This window comes from Desertihabitans brevis (assembly GCF_003327535.1).
GTDB lineage: Bacteria > Actinomycetota > Actinomycetes > Propionibacteriales > Propionibacteriaceae > Desertihabitans > Desertihabitans brevis.
The window spans coordinates 18,709-36,754 of the sequence record NZ_QOUI01000010.1; the positions used below are offsets into that span (position 1 = coordinate 18,709).

The following is an 18,046-nucleotide window of genomic DNA, read 5'->3' on the forward strand; positions in this document are numbered from 1 at the left end:
GTCGCGGGCACCTGTCGGGCGGGACGGTAGTACGGTTCGGGCCGCTCGTCTGCACCGGCGGCCCGCACCCTCAAGGACGGGTTGACCCCCGCGAGGGCGCGCGGTGCGGGCTCAGCCCTTGACCGCCCCGCTGGCCAGACCGGAGACGTAGAACCGCTGCAGCGCGATGTAGAGCACCACGCAGGGGATCATCGCCACCACCGCACCGGCGACCAGGAAGCCGAAGTTGACCTCCCCGTAGGCGCCCTGCTGCACGTTCACCAGGGCCACCGGCAGGGTGTAGAGCTCCTGGCGGGTGAGGAAGGTCAGCGCGCCCAGGAACTCCGTCCACGAGGCCAGGAACGCGTACAGCGCCGCCGTCGCGGCCCCGGGCACGATCAGCGGCCGCAGCACCGAGACGATGATCCGGACGGTGCCCGCGCCGTCGACGTGGGCGGAGTCCTCCAGCTCCCGGGGCACGGAGGCGAACGCGTTGCGCATGACGAACACGCCGAAAGGCAGGTTGACCGTGGTGTAGAAGAGCACCAGCCCGAGCAGGCTGTCGGTCAGCCGCATCGCGTTCAGCTGCAGGTACAGCGGGGTGAGGATCGCCTGGAACGGCACCATCATCGTCACCACCACCAGCCCGAAGAGCACGAGCACCCCGCGGAAGCGGAAGCGGGCGAACCCGTAGCCGGCCATCGTCGCCACCACCGCGGTCAGCACGGCGCTGGCGACCGAGACCACCAGGCTGTTGCCGACCGCGCGCACCAGGTCGGCCGAGACCAGCCCGGCGAAGTTCTCCCCGGTGAGCTGCCAGAAGCTCCCCGCCTGCTCACCGATGATGGCGGCGTTGGGCTGCACGGAGCGGAAGACCGACCACAGCAGCGGGGTGAGGAACACCACCAGCGCGAGCAGGCCGCCCACGAGGTAGAGCGTGCGCTTGACGGCGCTCTCGGAGGAGGCGGTCGACAGCGGTGCGGTCAGTGCGGTCATGTCAGTCCCTCTCGCGCAGCAGCCAGAACTGGGCGGCGGTGACCAGACCGACCACCACCACGAGGACGATGGACAGGGCGGTCGCCGAGCCGAGCTGCAGCTGGACGAAGGCGCGGTTGTAGATGTAGTGCACGACGGTGGTGGTCTCGCTGCCCGGACCGCCCTTGGTGAGCACGTAGAACTGGGTGAAGGCGAGGAACGAGCCGATCACCGAGATGATCAGGCTCATCGCGATGGTGCGGCGCAGCATCGGCACGGTGATCAGCAGCTCCTGCGACCACCAGCCCGCCCCGTCGAGGGCGGCCGACTCGTAGACCTCCGACGGGATCGACTGCATCCCCGACATCAGCAGCATCATGGTCAGCCCGGGCACGGCCCAGACCACGAGCACGCTGATCAGCACGGTCGCCAGGGTGCCGTCGACCAGCCAGGCGGTCTGCCCGTCGGTGATCCCGAGCGCGCCGAGCACCAGGTTGATCGCGCCGCTGCCCGGCTGGGCCTCCAGCACCACCATGAAGCTGAGGGTGGACAGCCCGACCACGTAGGGCAGGAAGAGCACCGTGCGCAGCAGCGTGGTGCCGCGGCGCCGGCTGCGCACCAGCACCGCCATCAGGTAGCCCAGCACCAGGATCGGACCGGTGACCAGGGCGGTGTACAGCAAGGTGTAGCCGATGGCCCGGCCGTAGCCGGCGTCGGTGAGGAGGCGGACGTAGTTCTCCGCCCCGATCCAGCGCACCTCACCGATCAGCGGCCAGCTGGTCAGGGAGATGACCAGGGCGAAGGCGAGCGGCACCAGCACGAACACGCTGACGAAGGCGACCGCGGGGGCGACGAGCACCAGACCCGTCCGCGGCGGGTGGGTGAGGGAGTCCGCCTCGCGCACCGCGCGCCGGCCGCGCCGGACGGCGGGCTCGGCGGTGGCGGCGGAGACGGCGCTGGCTCCGGCACTGCTCATCGGGGGTCCTCTCTCACACCTGGGCCTGGCTGAGGATGGCGTCCCAGCCCTGCTGGCCCTCGGCCAGCGCCCCCTCGAGGTCGCCGTCGAAGACGGCGCGGCGGAACATCTTCAGCCAGGGCCCGTCGGGCTGGTTGTAGATCAGGTTGTAGGCGAGCGTGGTCGGGGCGTAGCCCGCCTCGAGGTTGTCCAGCGGGACGGTGGCCAGCGGGTAGGTCTGGCGGAAGCGGTCGTCGGCGACGTCGGAGCGCACCGGGGTGTAGCCACCGGCCGGCAGGTCGAACTGCTGGGGCAGGTCCACCGCGTAGCGGATGAACTCCCAGGCACCGGAGGCGTTGGCCGCCCCGCGCGGGATGCACATGTTGTCGCCGCCGTCGAAGAAGGCGCCGCCGCCGTCGGGGCCGGGCAGCAGCCGGGAGGTGATCCGCTCAGTGAAGGCCGGGTCGTCGGCGGAGGTGACGCACACGGAGTAGTTGGAGGGGAACATGCCCACCGTGCCGGCGCGGAAGTCGCTGCCCCAGCGGCTGGCGTCGTCGGAGAAGCAGGCCGGCGGCGCGAGCTGCTCGGTCCAGATCGTGCGGTAGAGCTCGAGCATCGCCCGCACCGCGGGGTTGTCGGCGATGTCGCCGCGCTGGGCGCCCACCTCGCCGGCGATGAAGTCGCGGTCGGCAGCCCACACCATCGGCTGGACGACGAAGCCCAGCGCGCCGGAGCTGTTGCCGGGGAAGCTCCAGGCCCAGGTGTCGGGGCCGAGCGCGCGCAGCGCCCGGGCGGCGTCGAGCAGCTGGTCGAAGCCGGAGACGGCGGTGTCGGGGTCGACACCGGCGGCCTCGCACAGGTCGAGGTTGAACCAGAGCAGGGAGTTGTCGGCCAGGTAGGGCACCCCGTAGGTGCGCCCGTCCCGCGTCGCCAGCGCGAGGTGGCCGGGGCTGAGCGCCTCGGCGAAGGGCAGCGCGGCGATGAGGTCGGTGAGGTCGACGAAGGCGTCGCGGTAGATGAACAGCATCGAGTTGATGTCGTCGATGTCGACCACGTCGGGCACCTGGCGACCCCGGATGGCGGTGGCCAGCTTGGTGACGTACTGGCCGTCCAGCACCGGGGTCAGCTCCACCGTGAGCCGGTCCTGGCTGGCGTTGAACCCCTCGACCAGGGCGGTCAGGCCCTCCTGCGTGGCGGCCCGGCACCACACCCGGACGGTGCCGGTGGCGTTCTCGCCGAAGCCGGGGGCGCTGGTGTCGGGTGCGGGCAGCACCGAGCTGCAGCCGGTCAGTCCGAGCAGCCCGGCGGCTCCGGCGCCCGCACCCGCCCCCAGCAGCCGGCGGCGGGAGAGCCGCTGGTTCATGACGGCGTCCCGCCGGGAGAGCCGAGCGGCACCCACACCCGCATGGCGTCGATCTCGCGGTTGGCCCAGGCGTAGTACGGGATGGCCACCAGGTCGACCTCGTCGCCGGGCACCGGCGCACCGCCGTCGACCGGCCACGGCCAGGGCCGGTACTCCTCCGGGGCCCGGGCGGGACGTCCCCGCAGGGTGAGGGTGGTGACGCCCTCCAGCAGCCCGGGCTCGTGCTGCACCCGGGCGTCGGGGCCGGGGACGAGGGTGATGTCGTCCAGCTCGACGCCGGGCTGCTGGTCGACGTGCTCGAAGGCGTAGACCAGCGGCCCGCGTTCGAGGGCGACGCAGCCGCGGACGGCGTCCACCCGGGGGTGGGCGGTGACCGTGCGGACCGTCAGCGGCAGGTCGAGCAGCACCACCTGCCCGGGCTGCCAGTCCCGCTCGAGCTCGACGTAGCCGCCGGGGGTCGCCGGCCCGGCTTCGGCGCCGTCGACGGTGACGGTGGCGCCGGCGGCCCAGCCCGGGACGCGGAGCCGCAGCGTGCTGCGACCACTGGACCGGGTCACCTCCAGCCGGACCTGGCCCGACCAGGGGTAGTCGGTGGTGAGCTCCAGCCCCAGCTCGTCGCCGTCCAGCGTCGCGGTGGCGTACTGGTGGACGCTCAGCACGCCGGGAGCGGTGCTGGCCAGCAGGCCGGCCAGCCCCGACATCGTCCGCATCACGTTCGGCGGGCAGCAGGCGCACGCGAACCAGCCGCGCCGCCCGTGCGCGGGGCTGCGGTTCTCGTCGGGTTGCGAGCTGCCGCGTAGCTGCAGCGGGTTGACGTAGAAGTACTCCGTGCCGTGCAGCGACACCCCGGCCAGGAAGCCGTTGAACAGCATCCGCTCGAGCGCGTCGCCGTAGCGGGCCTCGCCGGTGGCCAGCAGCATCCGCCAGGCCCACTGGATGCCCCCGATGGCGGCGCAGGTCTCGGCGTAGGCCCGGTCCGGCGGCAGCTCGTACGGCTCGCCGAAGGCCTCCCAGTCCCAGCGGGAGCCGAGCCCTCCGGTGAGGTAGGTCTTGGTGGCCCACATGGTGCTGAACTGCGCGTCCAGGGTGGCCAGCAGGGCGGTGTCGCCGGTCTCGGTGGCGAGGTCGGTCGCCCCCGCGGTCAGGTACACCGCGCGGACGGCGTGGCCCTCGACCGTGGTGGCCTCGCGCACCGGCACCCGGTCGGAGAAGTAGGTCGGCTCCTTGCCGTAGGAGGCCATCAACCCGTGCCCGCGGGCGTCGACGAAGTAGCGGGCCAGCTCGAGGTAGGCCGGCGTACCGGTCTCGCGGTAGAGCTCGACCAGGGCCATCTCGATCACCGGGTGGCCGTCGACGTCGTGGCGGCGGTCCTCGCCGAAGGTCTCGACCAGGTGGTCGGCCAGCCGCACGGCCACCTCCAGCAGCGCCCGGTCGCCGGTGCAGCGGACCTGGGCGACCGCGGCCTGGATGAGGTGCCCGGCGCAGTAGTGCTCGTGGCTCCAGGGCAGGTCGGCGTAGCGCCCGGCCTCGCCGCTGCGCAGCTGGACGACCGAGTTGAGGTAGCCGTCGGGCTGCTGAGCCGCCGCGACCAGGGCGGTGACCTCGCGCTGGCGCTCCAGCAGGTCCTCGGCGGGTTCGCGGGCGTACTCCCACGCGACCGCCTCCAGCCACTTGTAGACGTCGGAGTCGGCGAACACGGGGCCGACCGCCTCACCGGTGCCGTCACCGCCGCCGGTGCGGCCGCCGGCCAGGCGGAGGTTGTGCAGGTTGCCGGCCCGCTCCAGCTGCTCGTGCCCCACCCGGACGGCCTCGGCCCCGGCGCGCTGCCGGTCGGCCCAGAAGCCGCCGGTGATCCGGGCCCGGTCCAGGCCGAGGGGGTGGGAGGTGACGGTCGCCGCGTCGGTGGGGCGGGCGGGGCTCTGGCCGGTGCGGACCACCGGAGGAGCGTCGCTGCTCATCTGCATCCTTCAGAGAGGGGTAGGAAATGCCGGAACACGTTTTCCTCGCTCAGGCTAGGAACGTGCCGGCGTCGGCGTCAACCCCCTCGGCGCGTGTATCTGCGGCGCGGAGGCGCCGCGAGCCGACGGGACCGGCGGTGTAAGATGAAGCACCCCGGAACGCCGGGAACGGTCCGTGCCGGGAGGAGGCCCTGTCATCCGCACGTCAGCCACCGGGGCGCGCGCACCGCGGATCACCGACGTCGCCGCCCTGGCCGGGGTCTCGCCCGGCACCGCGTCCAAGGCGCTGAACGGGACCGGGTCGCTGCGCGCGGAGACCCGGGACCGGGTCCGCGAGGCGGCCCGCCAGCTCGGCTTCACCCCGGACTCGCGGGGTCGCTCGCTCTCCTCGGGGCGCAGCTACGCCGTCGGGCTGATCACCACCGACAGCTCCGGGCGCTTCAGCATCCCGGTGATGACCGGGGCCGAGGACGCCCTGAGCGCCGGTGAGCTGATGCTGCTGCTCTGCGACACCCGCGACGACCCGCTCCGCGAGCGGCACTACCTGCGCACGCTGGCCGCCCGGCGGGTGGACGGGCTGATCGTCACCGGACGCCGGACCGAGCCGCGCGAGCCGGTGCAGGTGGGCGTCCCGGTGGTCTACGCCTTCAACCCCTCCACCGACCCCGAGGACATGTCGGTGGTCGTGGACGACCGCGACGGCGCGGTGCAGGCGGTGCAGCACCTGCTGGGTCTGGGCCGGCGCCGGATCGTCCACCTCACCGGTCCGCAGCGGCACCGCAGCGCCGGCGACCGCGCCGCCGGTGTGGTGGAGGCCGCCGGGTCGGCCCTGGCTGCGGAGCCGTGGTTCGGTGAGTGGAGCGAGCGGTTGGGGCGGCAGGGTCTGGACCTGGCGCTGCGCCGGGTGCCCGACCTCGACGCCGTCGTCTGCGGCAGCGACCAGATCGCCCGCGGGGTCTGCGACCGGCTGCGCGAGCTCGGACGGTCGGTGCCCGGCGAGGTGGCCGTGACCGGCTTCGACAACTGGCCGGTGATGGCCGAGGCGAGCCGGCCGCCGCTGACCACCGTCGACCTCGAGCTGACCGAGCTCGGCCGGAGGGCCGCGCAGCTGCTCATCGACGCCATCGACGGGCGGCCGCACCGGGGCCTGCTCCGGCTGCCGACCCGGCTGGTCGCCCGCGCCTCGACGCTGGGGGAGTGAACGGGGTCTGGTGGGGTGCGAGCAGGTCCTACCGCGTGGTTGCTCGAGTCGAGCCGAGCTGCTTGGTGAAGTAGACGAGGGTCCAGCTCCACTCCGGACGGGTCTCGCGACCCACCTCCCGGTAGCCGAGCGCTTGGTAGAAGGCCATCGCTGCCGGCTGGTGGGTGGACGTGTCGAGGAACGCCTCGGTGAACCCGAGCTCGAGCGCCCGTCGTTCCACCGCTCCCATCAGTCGGGCTCCGACGCGCTGTCGCCTCACGGCCGGGTGCACCCTCACCCGCAGCACCTGAGCCTGGCCACGCTCGTTGGCCCGGAACCCGGCCATCCCGACGAGGTCCCCGGCCAGCTCGGCGACGAGGAAGTCCCCACCAGCGGCGATGAAGGTGGCATGGATGTCGGCGAGGTCGGGGAAGGCGGGCGGAGGGCAGAACAGCGGCTGAAGGCGCAGCGGCACCGAGGGGTCCTCGGTGTCGCCCTGGTGCGGGATGTCGTTGAGGGCCCAGACCGTGGGGGCGTCTGCAGCGCGATACCTGCGGATCGTCAGCACCGGCTCAGCCTCGCAGCCGCCCGGCGCACAGGTCATCGCCTCGTGGGCACAGACGGTGCGCTGTCGCCCGGGCGGTCCTGACCGCTACAGCTGGGCGCCGCTGCCGCGGTCGTCGTGACCGCGGTGCAACCGGGTCATCAGCAGCCCGAAGCCGAGCACGAAGGCGGCCACCGCGGCGTAGCCCACCGGGGTCGGGAAGCGCAGCCCGAGCAGCACCAGCAGCAGCACCACCACGGTGAAGGTCATCAGCGCCGCACCGACCAGGGCCGGCAGCGACAGCGAGCCCCAGGGCACCGGGGTGAGCGGCGGCTTCTCGAAGTGGCCCTCGTCCTCCTCCTCGTCCGGCTCCGGTTCGGCCTCCTCGTGGCGGAACAGCGGGTGGTCCTCGGCCCAGGCAGACGGGTCGCGCCGGGGGAGGGACGGCTCCGGCTCGGGTGGGGTCTCGGGCTCGGGGGCGTCCGGCACCTCGACCGTCCAGCCGGCGGTCATCTCGGCGAAGACGCGGTCGAACTCGGCCGGCTCGCGCTGGTCGCGCTCGGGCATCACACCGCCTCCTGCCGCTCCGGACGCCGGTGCGCGGCGATGAACTCCTCGGTGCGGGCGAACACCAGCGGGGCGTCGTGGTCGAGGGTCGCCACGTGGTAGCTGTGCTCGAGCACCACCTCCTCGACGTCGCTCGAGGCGACGCCGGCGAGGATGATCCGGGCCGAGCTCGGGTCGACCACCCGGTCGGTGCGGGAACGGAGCAGCAGCAGCGGCTGGTGCACGCGGCCCAGCTGACCGCGCACGTCGGCCCACAGCTCCAGCACCGAGCCCAGCGCCCGCAGCGGCGTCCGGGGGTAGCCGCACTCGTCCACCCCGGGCTTGCTGATGTCGTTGCCGATCGCCCCGACGGTGCTGGTCACCCGACGCAGCAGCGGCAGCGCCGCCAGCCGCCGGTCGGTGCTGTTCACCGCGGGGTTCACCAGCACCAGCCCGCTGACGTCGGCGCCGTAGCGGGCCGCGACCCGCAGCGCGAGCGCGCCGCCCATGCTCAGCCCGACCAGGAACACCTGGCCGCAGGAGCGGCGCAGCACGTTGAACTCCTGCTCCACCGCGGCGTACCAGTCGGTCCACGTGGTCTCGGCCAGGTCGCGCCAGTGGGTGCCGTGACCGGGCAGCCGGGGCAGCGCCACCGTGCGCCCCGCCCGGGCCAGGTGCTCGGCGAAGGGACGCATCGAGGCCGGCGAGCCGGTGAAGCCGTGGCAGAGCAGCACCCCGACCCGGTCGCCGTCGGCGTGGAACGGCGCGGCCTCGGGACGGACGGGGTAGGGCTCCACCACCGCGGGGGTGGCTCGGGAGAGCCGGCGCTGCCTGCTCGGACGCACACCGCGATGGTAGTCGTCGCGGCGGCCCGCCCTCGCCCGGCCGCCGACCACTAGGATCGCCGTCCGGGAGGTCTCGTGCTCAGCTACACCCTGTTCAGGTCCCTGCTCTTCCGTCCGGTCGCCCGGCTGCTGTGGCGACCCTGGATGGAGGGGGTGGAGCACCTGCCGGCCTCGGGCCCGGTGATCGCGGTCAGCAACCACATCTCCTGGGGCGACACCATCGTCACCCCGGTGATGCTGCCGCGGCAGATGACGTTCCCGGCGAAGTCGGAGATCTTCGAGACCAAGGGCAAGGGGCTGGGCGCGCGGGTGGTGGCCTGGTTCCTCCGCTTCGTCGGGATCCAGCCGATGGACCGCTCCGGCGGCCGGGCCAGCGTGGACAGCCTGCGCGCCGTCCAGGACCACCTGGCCGAGACCGGGCTGGTGCTGGGCATCTACCCCGAGGGCACCCGCTCCCCGGACGGCCGGCTCTACAAGGGCAAGACCGGCGCGGCCCGGCTGGTGCTCAGCGGCGACGCCGTGGTGCTGCCGGTCGGGGTGGTGGGCACGCAGGTGCACCGCGGCCCGTTCGGCATCCCGATGATGCGCAGGCCCGGGGTCCGGATCGGCGCCCCGCTCGACTTCTCCGAGCTGCGCTCCATCACCCCCAGCCGGGAGGTGCTGCGCTGGGTCACCGACGAGATGATGGCCGCCATCCAGGAGCTCACCGGCCAGACCTACGTCGACGTCTACGCCAGCTCGGCCAAGAACGGCTCGCTGAGCGCGGCCGAGCTGGACGCCAAGGTGCTGCCCCGGCCTGGCGCCGGCACGCCGCGGCCCGAGCTGCCGGAGCCCTCCGGTGGCTGAGCCGCCTCCCGACCCCGACGGGTCCGAGGAGGACCAGCCCACCCGGGCCACCGGGCGCGGGCTGTACGCGCTGCTGCGCCACGTCGTGCTCGGCCCGGTCGTCAACCGGGTCTTCCGCCCGGTGGTGGAGGGCGAGCACCACGTGCCACGGCACGGGCCGGCGATCCTGGCCGCCAACCACCTGTCCTTCTCCGACTGGGTGTTCCTGCCGATGGCGACCGAGCGGCGGATCACCTTCGTCGCCAAGTCGGACTACTTCACCGGCGGCGGGGTCAAGGGCTGGGCCCAGCGGCGGTTCTTCGCCGGCACCGGGCAGGTGCCGATCGACCGGTCCGGAGGAGCGGCCTCCCAGACCGCGCTGCTGGCCGGGCTCAGGGTGCTGCGCCGCGGCGAGCTGTTCGGCATCTTCCCCGAGGGCACCCGCTCCCCGGACGGCCGGCTCTACCGCGGCCGCACCGGCGTGGCGCGGCTGGCGCTGCGGGCGCGGGCGCCGGTGGTGCCGGTCGGCCTGGTCAACACCGACGTCATCGCCCCACCCGGGCGGGTGCTCAGCCGCGTGGTCTCGCCGGTCATCCGCTTCGGCGCCCCGCTCGACTTCAGCCGCTACCAGGGGATGGACGACGACCGGTTCGTGCTCCGCTCGATCACCGACGAGGTGATGTACGCGGTGATGGAGCTGACCGGCCAGGAGTACGTCGACGAGTACGTCACCCGCGGCGGGCAGGGCCCCCATGGCCGCTGAGGTCGTCGAGGTCCGCGAGGTCTTCCGCGGCTACGCCGCCGTCCGGCTGGCGGCGGTGCTCTACGTCGTGGTGGTGGACGCCGCCCGGCTGCCGAGCGCGGCCCACCCGCTGCTGCTGGGCATCGTCATGATGGTCGTCGTGGTGTGGACGGTGCTGGCGCTGTGGTGCTACGCCGTGCCGGCCCGGCGGCGTCCCTGGGTGTTCGCCACCGACCTGGGGCTCACCCTGGTGCTGGTGCTGGCCGGACCGGCGGTGCTCGGCCCCGCACACGCCGGCACCCACCTGTCGGTGGTGGCGCTCTGGCTGGCCAGCGCGGCGATGGCGCTGACGCTGTGGGTCAGCTGGGTGTGGGGCACGCTGGCGGCGCTGCTGACGGCCGCGCTCGACGTGGTCGCCTCGGCCAACACCGACGTGACCACCTGGGACGGCGAGATCGGGTTCGTGCTGCTCACCGGTGCGGTCGGCTTCCTGGTCAGCACGCTGCGCCGCTCGGTCCGCGAGCGGGACACCGTGATCGCCGAGGCGGCGGCCGTCCAGGAGCGGGAACGGCTGGCGCGGGTGGTGCACGACGGCGTGCTGCAGGTGCTGGCCCTGGTCGAGCGGCAGGCCCCAGCCTTCGGGGTGCGCGGAGAGCGGCTGGCCGCCGCGGCCCAGGAGCAGGAGATCGCGCTGCGCCGGCTGCTGCTGGACAGCGACCGCCCGCCCGGCGGGCGGATCGACACCACCCACACCGACCTCGCCGCGATGCTGGACCGGCACTCCTCACCGACGGTGACGATCTCGACCCCCGGCGGGCAGGTGGTGGTGGACGCCGAGCGCGCGGCCGAGGTCGACCAGGCCGTCTCGGAGGTGCTGACCAACGTCCGCCGGCACGCCGGCCCCACCGCCCGGGCCTGGGTGCTGCTCGAGCGCGACGGCGACGAGCTGGTGGTCAGCATCCGCGACAACGGCGTGGGTGGTGAGCGTGACGACTTCGAGGACGCCGCCGAACGCGGCCGGTTCGGCGTCCGGCACTCGATCCTCGGTCGGCTGCGCGACCTGGGTGGCACGGCGATCCTGCGGACCGCGCCCGGTCGCGGGGTGGAGTGGGAGCTGCGGCTCCCCGAGGAGGTGCGACGGTGACCCGGGTGATGCTGGTGGACGACCACCCGATGTGGCTGGAGGCCTTGGGCAGCGACCTGGAGGAGGCCGGGTTCGAGGTCGTCGCCACCGCCACCAACGGGGCGGAGGTGCTGCGGCGGGCCCGGGCCACCCGGCCCGACGTGGTGGTGATGGACCTGCAGATCCCCGGCCCGGACGGCGCCTCCTGCACCGAGGAGCTGCTGCGGGTGCTGCCCGAGACCCGGGTGCTGGTGATCTCAGCCAGCGGGGAGCGTGCGGACGTGCTGCGCGCGGTCAAGGCCGGGGCCCGCGGCTACCTGGTGAAGTCCGCCTCGCCGGAGGAGCTGATGGACGGCGTCCGGCGCACCGCCGAGGGCGACGCGGTGTTCACCCCCGGGCTCGCCGGTCTGGTGCTGGGGGAGTTCCGCCGGATGGTCAGCCGCGCGGAGGAGCACGACGACCAGGGCCCGGCGCTGACCGCCCGCGAGGTGGAGGTGCTGCGGCTGGTGGCCAAGGGGATGGCCTACCGCGAGATCGCCGACACCCTCTACGTCTCCCACCGCACCGTGCAGAACCACGTGCAGAACGTGCTGCGCAAGCTGCAGCTGCACAACCGGGTCGAGCTGGCCCTGTACGCCATCGAGCGCGGCATCTCCGCCCGGGACTGACCCGGCGGGACGGGTCCACCCCGTGGCCGCGGGTGGGCCGGGCTGGGGTTCGGTCGTATGTTGTGCTGCGTGTCCGATCGCATCCCGTCGCTGGAGGAGCTGCACGCGCTGAACCCGGCGCAGCAGCCGACGTACCCGGACCCGGCGGCGGTCAAGTCGGTGGTGGAGGAGCTGCGGCTGCGGCCGCCGCTGGTCTTCGCCGGTGAGTGCGACGACCTGCGCGAGCACCTGGCCTCGGTGGCCGCCGGGGAGGCCTTCGTGCTGCAGGGTGGGGACTGCGCCGAGACCTTCGACGGCGTCACCGCCGCCAACATCCAGGGCAAGCTGCGCACGCTGCTGAGCATGGCGGTGGTGATGACCTACGCCGCCCAGGTGCCGGTGGTGAAGATCGGCCGGATCGCCGGGCAGTACGCCAAGCCGCGCTCCAAGGACACCGAGACCCGCGGGGACGTCACCCTGCCGGCCTTCCGTGGCGACGCCGTCAACGGCTTCGACTTCACCCCCGAGGCCCGCACCCCCGACCCGCGCCGGCTGCTGGACGTCTACAACGCCTCCGCCGCCACCCTCAACCTGTCCCGGGCGCTGCTCGGCGGCGGGTTCGCCCACCTGCGCAGCGCGCACAGCTGGAACGCCGACTTCGTCCGCACCGCCGGGGTGAACGAGCGCTACGAGCACCTGGTGGCCGAGATCGAGCGGGCGCTGGCGTTCATGGTGGCCTGCGGGATCGACGACGACGTCTTCGGCACCGTCGACTTCTACGCCTCCCACGAGGCGCTGCTGCTGGAGTACGAGCAGGCGCTGACCCGGATCGACTCGCGCACCGACCGGCCCTACGACGTGTCGGGCCACATGCTGTGGATCGGCGAGCGCACCCGGCAGCTGGGCGGGGCCCACGTCGAGCTGCTGCGCCACGTCCGCAACCCGATCGGGGTCAAGCTCGGGCCGACCACCACCGGGGAGGACGCGTTGGCGCTGGCCGACGCCCTCGACCCGCACCGTGAGCCCGGGCGGCTGACCTTCATCACCCGCTTCGGTGCGCGGAAGATCCGCGAGGGGCTGCCGCCGGTGATCGAGGCCGTGCAGGCGTCCGGTCGCACCGTCACCTGGATCTGCGACCCGATGCACGGCAACACCTTCGAGGCCGCCGGCGGCTACAAGACCCGCGCCTTCGCCGACGTGGTCGAGGAGGTGGACGGCTTCTTCGACGTCCACGACCGGCTCGGCACCTGGCCGGGCGGGCTGCACGTCGAGCTGACCGGCGACGACGTCACCGAGTGCGTGGGTGGTGCGGAGCTGCTGGCCGAGGCCGACCTCGGCACCCGCTACGAGACCGCCTGCGACCCCCGCCTCAACCGCAACCAGTCGCTGGAGCTGGCCTTCAAGGTCTCCGAGCGGCTCACCGACGGGCGGATCAAGCGGGTCAACCCGGTGCAGGACTACACCCCGATCAACTTCTGACCCTCCACCCCAGGAGCACCGTGGCCGAGCCGCACCCCGTCGACCTGCGCAGCGACACCGTCACCCGTCCGACGCCGGCGATGCGGGAGGCGATGCTCGCCGCGCCGGTGGGCGACGACGTCTACGACGAGGACCCGACGGTGCACGAGCTGGAGCGCCGGACCGCGGCCCTGCTGGGGCACGAGGCCGGCCTGTACTGCGCGACCGGCTCGCTGACCAACGTGCTGGGGGTGCGCTCGCTGGTCGAGCCCGGGCAGGAGGTGCTCTGCGACGCCGAGGCCCACATCGCCCGGGCCGAGATGGGCGCGCACGCCGCGGTGTCGGGGCTGACCATGCGCACCTGGCCGAGCGAGGGCGGGGTGACCACGGTGGCGCAGGTCGAGCGGCTGCTCTCACCCGCCGCCGGACCCTACCTGGTGAGCACCGGCGCGATCGCGCTGGAGAACACCCACAACTTCGCCGGCGGCACCGTGCAGCCGCTGGAGCACCTGCAGGAGCTGAGCGCGCTGGCCGCCGCGGCCGGGGTGGGCCGGCACCTGGACGGCGCCCGGCTCTGGAACGCCCATGTCGCCACCGGCGTCCCGTTGGAGACCTACGGCCGGCTCTTCGACACCGTCAGCGTCTGCTTCTCCAAGGGCATGGGCGCCCCGGTCGGCTCGGTGCTGGTCGGCTCGGCCGAGACCGTCCGCCGCGCCCGGGTGTGGCGCAAGCGGCTCGGAGCGGGCTGGCGGCAGGCGGGGATGCTCGCGGCGGCCTGCCTGCACGCCCTCGACTCCCACCTCGACGACCTGGCCGCCGACCACGCCGCGGCCCGCGCCTTCGCCGACGCGGTCGCCGAGCGGGCGCCCGGAGCGACCGAGCCCGAGCGGGTGCAGACCAACATCGTCCTGCTCCGCAGCACCGGGTCGGCGGCCGCGGTGGTGGCCGGGGCCCGGGAGCGCGGCGTGCTGCTCTCGGCGGTCGGGCCGAAGCTGGTCCGCGCGGTCACCCACCGCGACGTCTCCGGCGAGGACTGCGCCCGCGCGGGTGAGGTCGTGGGCGAGCTGCTCACCGCCGACGCCGCCTGACAGCTGCCGCGGACGCCAGCCGTCGGCGGCCGGGGTGGCCGGCCCTGGGATCGTGTCCGGGGAACGGTGCAGGCCGCGCGACACGCCGCGACACGCCGGCCGTGACCGCGATGACCTACACGTGTCCAGGGTCGGTTAGGTGAGGCGGGCGGCCAGTCGCTCGGCGTCGAAGGGGGCGTGGCCCTTGGCGTCGTTGTCGAAGTAGACGACGACGTCGGCCGTCTCCGCCCAGCCGCGCACCTTCTCCGCCCACCGGTCCAACGCCTCGTCGGTGTAGCCGCTGGCGTACAGCTCGGTGTCGCCGTGCAGGCGGACGTAGCAGAGGTCGGTGGTGACCTCCTCCCACACCGGCCAGTGCCCGGCACCGTCGCTGACCACGATGGCGACCTGGTGCTCGCGGGCCAGGTCGCAGAAGGCGGGGCTGCGGAAGCTCTCGTGACGCACTTCCAGCGCGTGCCGGAGCGGCTGCTCGGGACGCTCGGCGACCAGCGCCACCCGGTCGGCGGCCAACCGGTCGTCGTGGCCCGCCGCGAGCTCGGCCGCGGCGCCGGTGGTGCGGGGGAGCCGCCGCAGGAAGGCCTCCAGCTGCTCGGGCTCGAAGGACTGGCGGGCGGGCAGCTGCCACAGCACCGGTCCCAGCGTCGGACCCAGCTCGAGCACACCCTGGGCGAAGAAGTTGGCCAGCGGGGTGGCGATGTCGGTGAGCCGCTTGAGGTGGGTGATGAACCGGCTGCCCTTGACCGCGAAGACGAAGCCGTCGCCCACCTCGGCACGCCAGCGGCGGAAGCTGCTCGGACGCTGCAGGGAGTAGAAGGTGCCGTTGACCTCGATCGTGCCCAGCCGGGACGCGGCGTGCTCGAGCTCGCGGCGCTGCGGCAGCCCCGCGGGGTAGAAGCTGCCGCGCCAGCCCGCGTAGCGCCAGCCGGAGATGCCGATGCGGATCACGGACCCCATCCTCCCCGGTGACCCGGCCGGGGCTACGTTGACCCCATGCGGATCAGCCACCTCGGACACTCCGCCGTCCTCGTCGAGGGCGGCGGTCAGCGGCTCCTGATCGACCCCGGCGCCTTCTCCAGCTCCTGGCACGGGCTGCACGACCTGGACGCGGTCCTCATCACCCACCTGCACCCCGACCACGTCGACCCCCAGCACGTGCCGGCGCTGCTCGCGGCCAACCCCGACGCCCGGGTGGTGGTCGAGCCCGGCGTGCCGGACACGGTCGACCTCGGCGTGGACGAGGGACGGCTCATCCGGCTGGCGGCCGGGCAGGAGCTCTCCCTCGGCCCCTGGCAGCTGGAGGCGGTCGGCGGCGACCACGCGGTGATCCACCGCGACCTGCCGATGATCGGCAACGTCGGGCTGGTGCTGCGCGCCGAGGGCGAGCCCACCTTCTTCCACCCCGGCGACTCGCTGGCGGCGGTGCCGTCGGGGATCGACCTGCTCGCGGTGCCCGCCTACGCGCCGTGGGCGGCGATGAAGGAGCACATCGACTTCATCCGGGCGGTCGGGGCGGGTCGGCTGTTCCCCATCCACGACGGCCTGCTCAACGACCGCGGCCGTGCCATGGTCGTCGGCCGGTTCGCCGAGATGACCAGCACCGAGGTGCTCGACCTCGCCTCCCAGCGTCCCCAGGAGCTCTGAGCCGGACGTCCTCAGCCGAGCTCGGGGCGGGTGAAGGACGGCTCGGGGACGCCGAGGTTCTTCCACACCCAGCCCGGTACCCGGGCCAGGAAGCCGGTGAGGACGTCCAGGGTGTGCCCGATCCACTCGGTGTCGTGGGAGGAGCTGACCCGCAGCACCGTGCCGGAGAGGGTGAAGGTCGGCGGCCGGCTCTGCATCAGGTACTCCATCTGGCGCGGGTGCAGCACGTCGTAGGCCAGCTTGGGGGAGTCGCTGCGGACGTCGAACAGCTCGTTGAACCGGGCCGACTCCAGCTCGACCTTCTCCCCGCCGGCGAACCAGCCGGCGTCGCCCACCAGCAGGAAGGGCCACGCCGCGGGCAGGGTGATCTCGAGCAGGTCCTCGGAGTGGTGGTTGGTCTGGGTGCGGGTGGTGGTGCCGCCGCGGCCGTCGCTGGTGGTGACGGTGGTCTGGGTCTTCCAGTGGTGGCGCAGGGCGATGAAGGGAAGCTGCCCGCTGTCGCCGGTGAGGACGTGCTCGGCGCGGTGGCCGAAGCCGCCGGTCTGGTGCCGCACCGTCCGCAGCAGGTCGTCACGACGGCCGTGGTAGACCCAGTCCGGACGCCGGTAGAACGGGAACGGCGGACGGGCCGGCTCGGGCACCCGGTGCCGCTCCAGGGTGGCCAGCCCGTGCGCCACCCCGGCCAGGGCCTGCAGGAACGGGTCGAGGTGCTCGGCCTCCCGCGGTGCCGACAGCGCGACGAGGTTGGAGCCGTCGATGCCGAGGTCGACCTTGTGGCCGGTGGCGGCCAGGGCTTCCAGCGCCGGGCCGCAGGCGCCCAGCACGGCGTCCGCGGCGGCGTGGTCGGTGGTCAGCACGGTCCAGCGCGGGTGCGGGTGCACCTCACCGACGCAGCCGACCCGGGCGGTGCTGCCGTCGCAGACGTAGAGCTCGGGCAGCGCGAAGGGCAGCTTGAGCACCGCCAGCTCGTCGTCGAAGGAGCGGGCGTGGTACTCCACCATCTGGAACGGCACGGGGGGCGAGCCGACCTGCCCCAGCACCTGGTCGTCCACCTTCCGGACGAAGCCCTGGCCGAAGGGCGGGCAGCCGAGGTCGGCGGTGATCGCGAGGTGCGGGCTGTCGACGAACTCCCAGCCCTTCTCCCGCATGCCCTTGATCCAGCGGTGCCGGCGGACCGCCAGCACGATGCCGAGGACGATGCCGCCCAGCACCAGCACCCCGATCAGGATGGCCACCACATCGCCCGTGCTCATGCGGGCAAGCCTGCCCGATCACGGGGTCCGGCCCGGCGTCGACGCAGCAGCGGACCGAGCTCGACCAGGTACATCGCGGCCAGGATCGACAGCCCGCCGACGGTGATCCGCCAGGTGAACGACTCCCCGCCGAGCGCCACGGCGAACAGCGCGCCGAAGACCGGCTCCAGGCTCATCACCACCGCTGCCCGGGTGGCCGGCACCTGCGACTGGGCCCAGGTCTGCAGCAGCATGGTGAACGAGCCGGCGATCAGGGCCAGGTACAGCACCGCGCCCCAGTCGAAGCCGGTGGCGGGCAGGGTCAGCCCGTCGGCCAGCGCCGGCGGCAGGCAGACCACGGTGACCACGGCCAGCTGGACGACGGTCAGCGACAGTGCGGTGCCGGGTTCGCTCCACCGTCCCAGCCCGACGATGTGCAGGGCGTAGCAGGCGGCGCTGGCCAGGGTGAGCAGGGCGCCGGGGGAGACCTGCAGACCCTGCAGCGACAGCACCCCGAGCCCGACGGTGGCCAGCGCCACGGCGAGCCAGGTGAGCAGCCCGACCCGGTGCCGCAGCAGCACCCAGGTGAGCAGCGGGGTGATGACCACGTAGAGCCCGGTGACGAAGCCCGAGATCGAGGCCGACGTCAGCTCCAAGCCGTAGGTCTGCAGCACCTGCGCCGCGCCGAACACCAGCCCGAGCAGGCTCCCGCGGACCAGCACCGGCCGCGACAGCACCAGCTGGCGGCGCGGGGCCAGCACCACGACCAGCGCGACCGTGGCGATCGCGAACCGGACGACCAGCATGTCGGTCACCGGGACGCGGCTGACGACGTCCTTGATGAGGAAGAAGGTGGAGCCCCAGATGGCGGCCATCGTGACGAGGGCGGCCATGGCCAGGGCGCCCAGGCGGGGGCGTGGCACCGGGACACTCTACGGTCCGGGC

General features: G+C 73.5%; 18 protein-coding genes. 8 read left to right on the plus strand and 10 right to left on the minus strand.

Annotation, left to right across the window (positions count from 1 at the left end):
- Window positions 1-111: 111 nt before the first annotated feature.
- From DT076_RS14910 to DT076_RS14925, 4 genes are read right to left on the minus strand one after another with little or no spacing between them, the layout of a single operon-like run.
- Window positions 112-975: a carbohydrate ABC transporter permease gene (locus DT076_RS14910; protein ID WP_114127503.1), complete on the minus strand. Its 864-nt coding sequence runs from the start codon at window positions 973-975 to the stop codon at window positions 112-114.
- A gap of 1 nt (window position 976) precedes the next feature.
- Complete coding sequence (locus DT076_RS14915) at window positions 977-1,930, minus strand: carbohydrate ABC transporter permease (RefSeq protein WP_114127504.1); 954 nt, start codon at window positions 1,928-1,930, stop codon at window positions 977-979.
- 13 nt (window positions 1,931-1,943) lie between these two features.
- Complete coding sequence (locus DT076_RS14920) at window positions 1,944-3,272, minus strand: extracellular solute-binding protein (protein ID WP_114127636.1); 1,329 nt, start codon at window positions 3,270-3,272, stop codon at window positions 1,944-1,946.
- Complete coding sequence (locus DT076_RS14925; RefSeq protein WP_114127505.1) at window positions 3,269-5,230, minus strand: glycoside hydrolase family 127 protein; 1,962 nt, start codon at window positions 5,228-5,230, stop codon at window positions 3,269-3,271. The genes DT076_RS14920 and DT076_RS14925 overlap by 4 nt, the downstream gene beginning before the upstream one ends.
- Before the next feature lie 175 nt (window positions 5,231-5,405).
- Between DT076_RS14925 and DT076_RS14930 the strand changes: the two genes are divergently transcribed.
- Window positions 5,406-6,431 carry a LacI family DNA-binding transcriptional regulator gene (locus DT076_RS14930; RefSeq protein WP_233493983.1) on the plus strand — a complete coding sequence of 342 codons (1,026 nt, stop codon included), beginning with the start codon at window positions 5,406-5,408 and terminating at the stop codon, window positions 6,429-6,431.
- Window positions 6,432-6,459: 28 nt separating this feature from the next.
- Here the strand turns inward: DT076_RS14930 and DT076_RS14935 are convergent, their stop codons facing one another.
- The 3 genes from DT076_RS14935 to DT076_RS14945 form a co-directional block, all read right to left on the minus strand.
- The gene (locus DT076_RS14935) at window positions 6,460-6,978 is read right to left on the minus strand and encodes a GNAT family N-acetyltransferase (protein WP_114127638.1); all 519 of its coding nucleotides are present in this window, start codon (window positions 6,976-6,978) and stop codon (window positions 6,460-6,462) included.
- A gap of 84 nt (window positions 6,979-7,062) precedes the next feature.
- On the minus strand, window positions 7,063-7,521 hold the full coding sequence (locus DT076_RS14940; RefSeq protein ID WP_147264158.1) for a hypothetical protein: 459 nt from the start codon (window positions 7,519-7,521) through the stop codon (window positions 7,063-7,065).
- Window positions 7,521-8,345, minus strand: a complete 825-nt coding sequence (locus DT076_RS14945; protein ID WP_233493984.1) for an alpha/beta hydrolase — start codon at window positions 8,343-8,345, stop codon at window positions 7,521-7,523. Before DT076_RS14945 ends, DT076_RS14940 begins: the two co-directional genes overlap by 1 nt.
- Before the next feature lie 75 nt (window positions 8,346-8,420).
- On the opposite strand from DT076_RS14945, the gene DT076_RS14950 reads away from it, so the two are divergent.
- From DT076_RS14950 to DT076_RS14975, 6 genes are read left to right on the plus strand one after another with little or no spacing between them, the layout of a single operon-like run.
- Window positions 8,421-9,191, plus strand: a complete 771-nt coding sequence (locus DT076_RS14950) for a lysophospholipid acyltransferase family protein (protein ID WP_233493985.1) — start codon at window positions 8,421-8,423, stop codon at window positions 9,189-9,191.
- Window positions 9,184-9,933, plus strand: a complete 750-nt coding sequence (locus DT076_RS14955) for a lysophospholipid acyltransferase family protein (protein WP_114127508.1) — start codon at window positions 9,184-9,186, stop codon at window positions 9,931-9,933. The genes DT076_RS14950 and DT076_RS14955 overlap by 8 nt, the downstream gene beginning before the upstream one ends.
- Entirely contained in the window at window positions 9,923-11,056 is a 1,134-nt protein-coding gene (gene macS / locus DT076_RS14960) for a MacS family sensor histidine kinase (RefSeq protein ID WP_114127509.1), read from the plus strand. The genes DT076_RS14955 and macS overlap by 11 nt, the downstream gene beginning before the upstream one ends.
- Complete coding sequence (locus DT076_RS14965; RefSeq protein ID WP_233493986.1) at window positions 11,053-11,703, plus strand: response regulator transcription factor; 651 nt, start codon at window positions 11,053-11,055, stop codon at window positions 11,701-11,703. The genes macS and DT076_RS14965 overlap by 4 nt, the downstream gene beginning before the upstream one ends.
- Before the next feature lie 57 nt (window positions 11,704-11,760).
- Complete coding sequence (locus DT076_RS14970) at window positions 11,761-13,161, plus strand: class II 3-deoxy-7-phosphoheptulonate synthase (protein WP_114127510.1); 1,401 nt, start codon at window positions 11,761-11,763, stop codon at window positions 13,159-13,161.
- A gap of 20 nt (window positions 13,162-13,181) precedes the next feature.
- Entirely contained in the window at window positions 13,182-14,228 is a 1,047-nt protein-coding gene (locus DT076_RS14975; protein ID WP_233493988.1) for a threonine aldolase family protein, read from the plus strand.
- Window positions 14,229-14,363: 135 nt separating this feature from the next.
- Here DT076_RS14975 and DT076_RS14980 read toward each other — a convergent pair whose 3' ends face one another.
- On the minus strand, window positions 14,364-15,182 hold the full coding sequence (locus DT076_RS14980) for a DUF72 domain-containing protein (RefSeq protein WP_114127511.1): 819 nt from the start codon (window positions 15,180-15,182) through the stop codon (window positions 14,364-14,366).
- A 36-nt stretch (window positions 15,183-15,218) separates the two neighbouring features.
- Here DT076_RS14980 and DT076_RS14985 point away from each other — a divergent pair, with 36 nt between their 5' ends.
- Window positions 15,219-15,869, plus strand: coding sequence for an MBL fold metallo-hydrolase (locus tag DT076_RS14985; RefSeq protein WP_114127512.1), 651 nt, complete (start codon window positions 15,219-15,221; stop codon window positions 15,867-15,869).
- Between the two features lie 11 nt (window positions 15,870-15,880).
- Here the strand turns inward: DT076_RS14985 and DT076_RS14990 are convergent, their stop codons facing one another.
- Window positions 15,881-17,122 carry a DUF3137 domain-containing protein gene (locus tag DT076_RS14990; RefSeq protein ID WP_147264159.1) on the minus strand — a complete coding sequence of 414 codons (1,242 nt, stop codon included), beginning with the start codon at window positions 17,120-17,122 and terminating at the stop codon, window positions 15,881-15,883.
- Window positions 17,119-18,024 carry a DMT family transporter gene (locus DT076_RS14995; protein ID WP_233493989.1) on the minus strand — a complete coding sequence of 302 codons (906 nt, stop codon included), beginning with the start codon at window positions 18,022-18,024 and terminating at the stop codon, window positions 17,119-17,121. The genes DT076_RS14990 and DT076_RS14995 overlap by 4 nt, the downstream gene beginning before the upstream one ends.
- Between the last annotated feature and the right edge of the window lie 22 nt (window positions 18,025-18,046).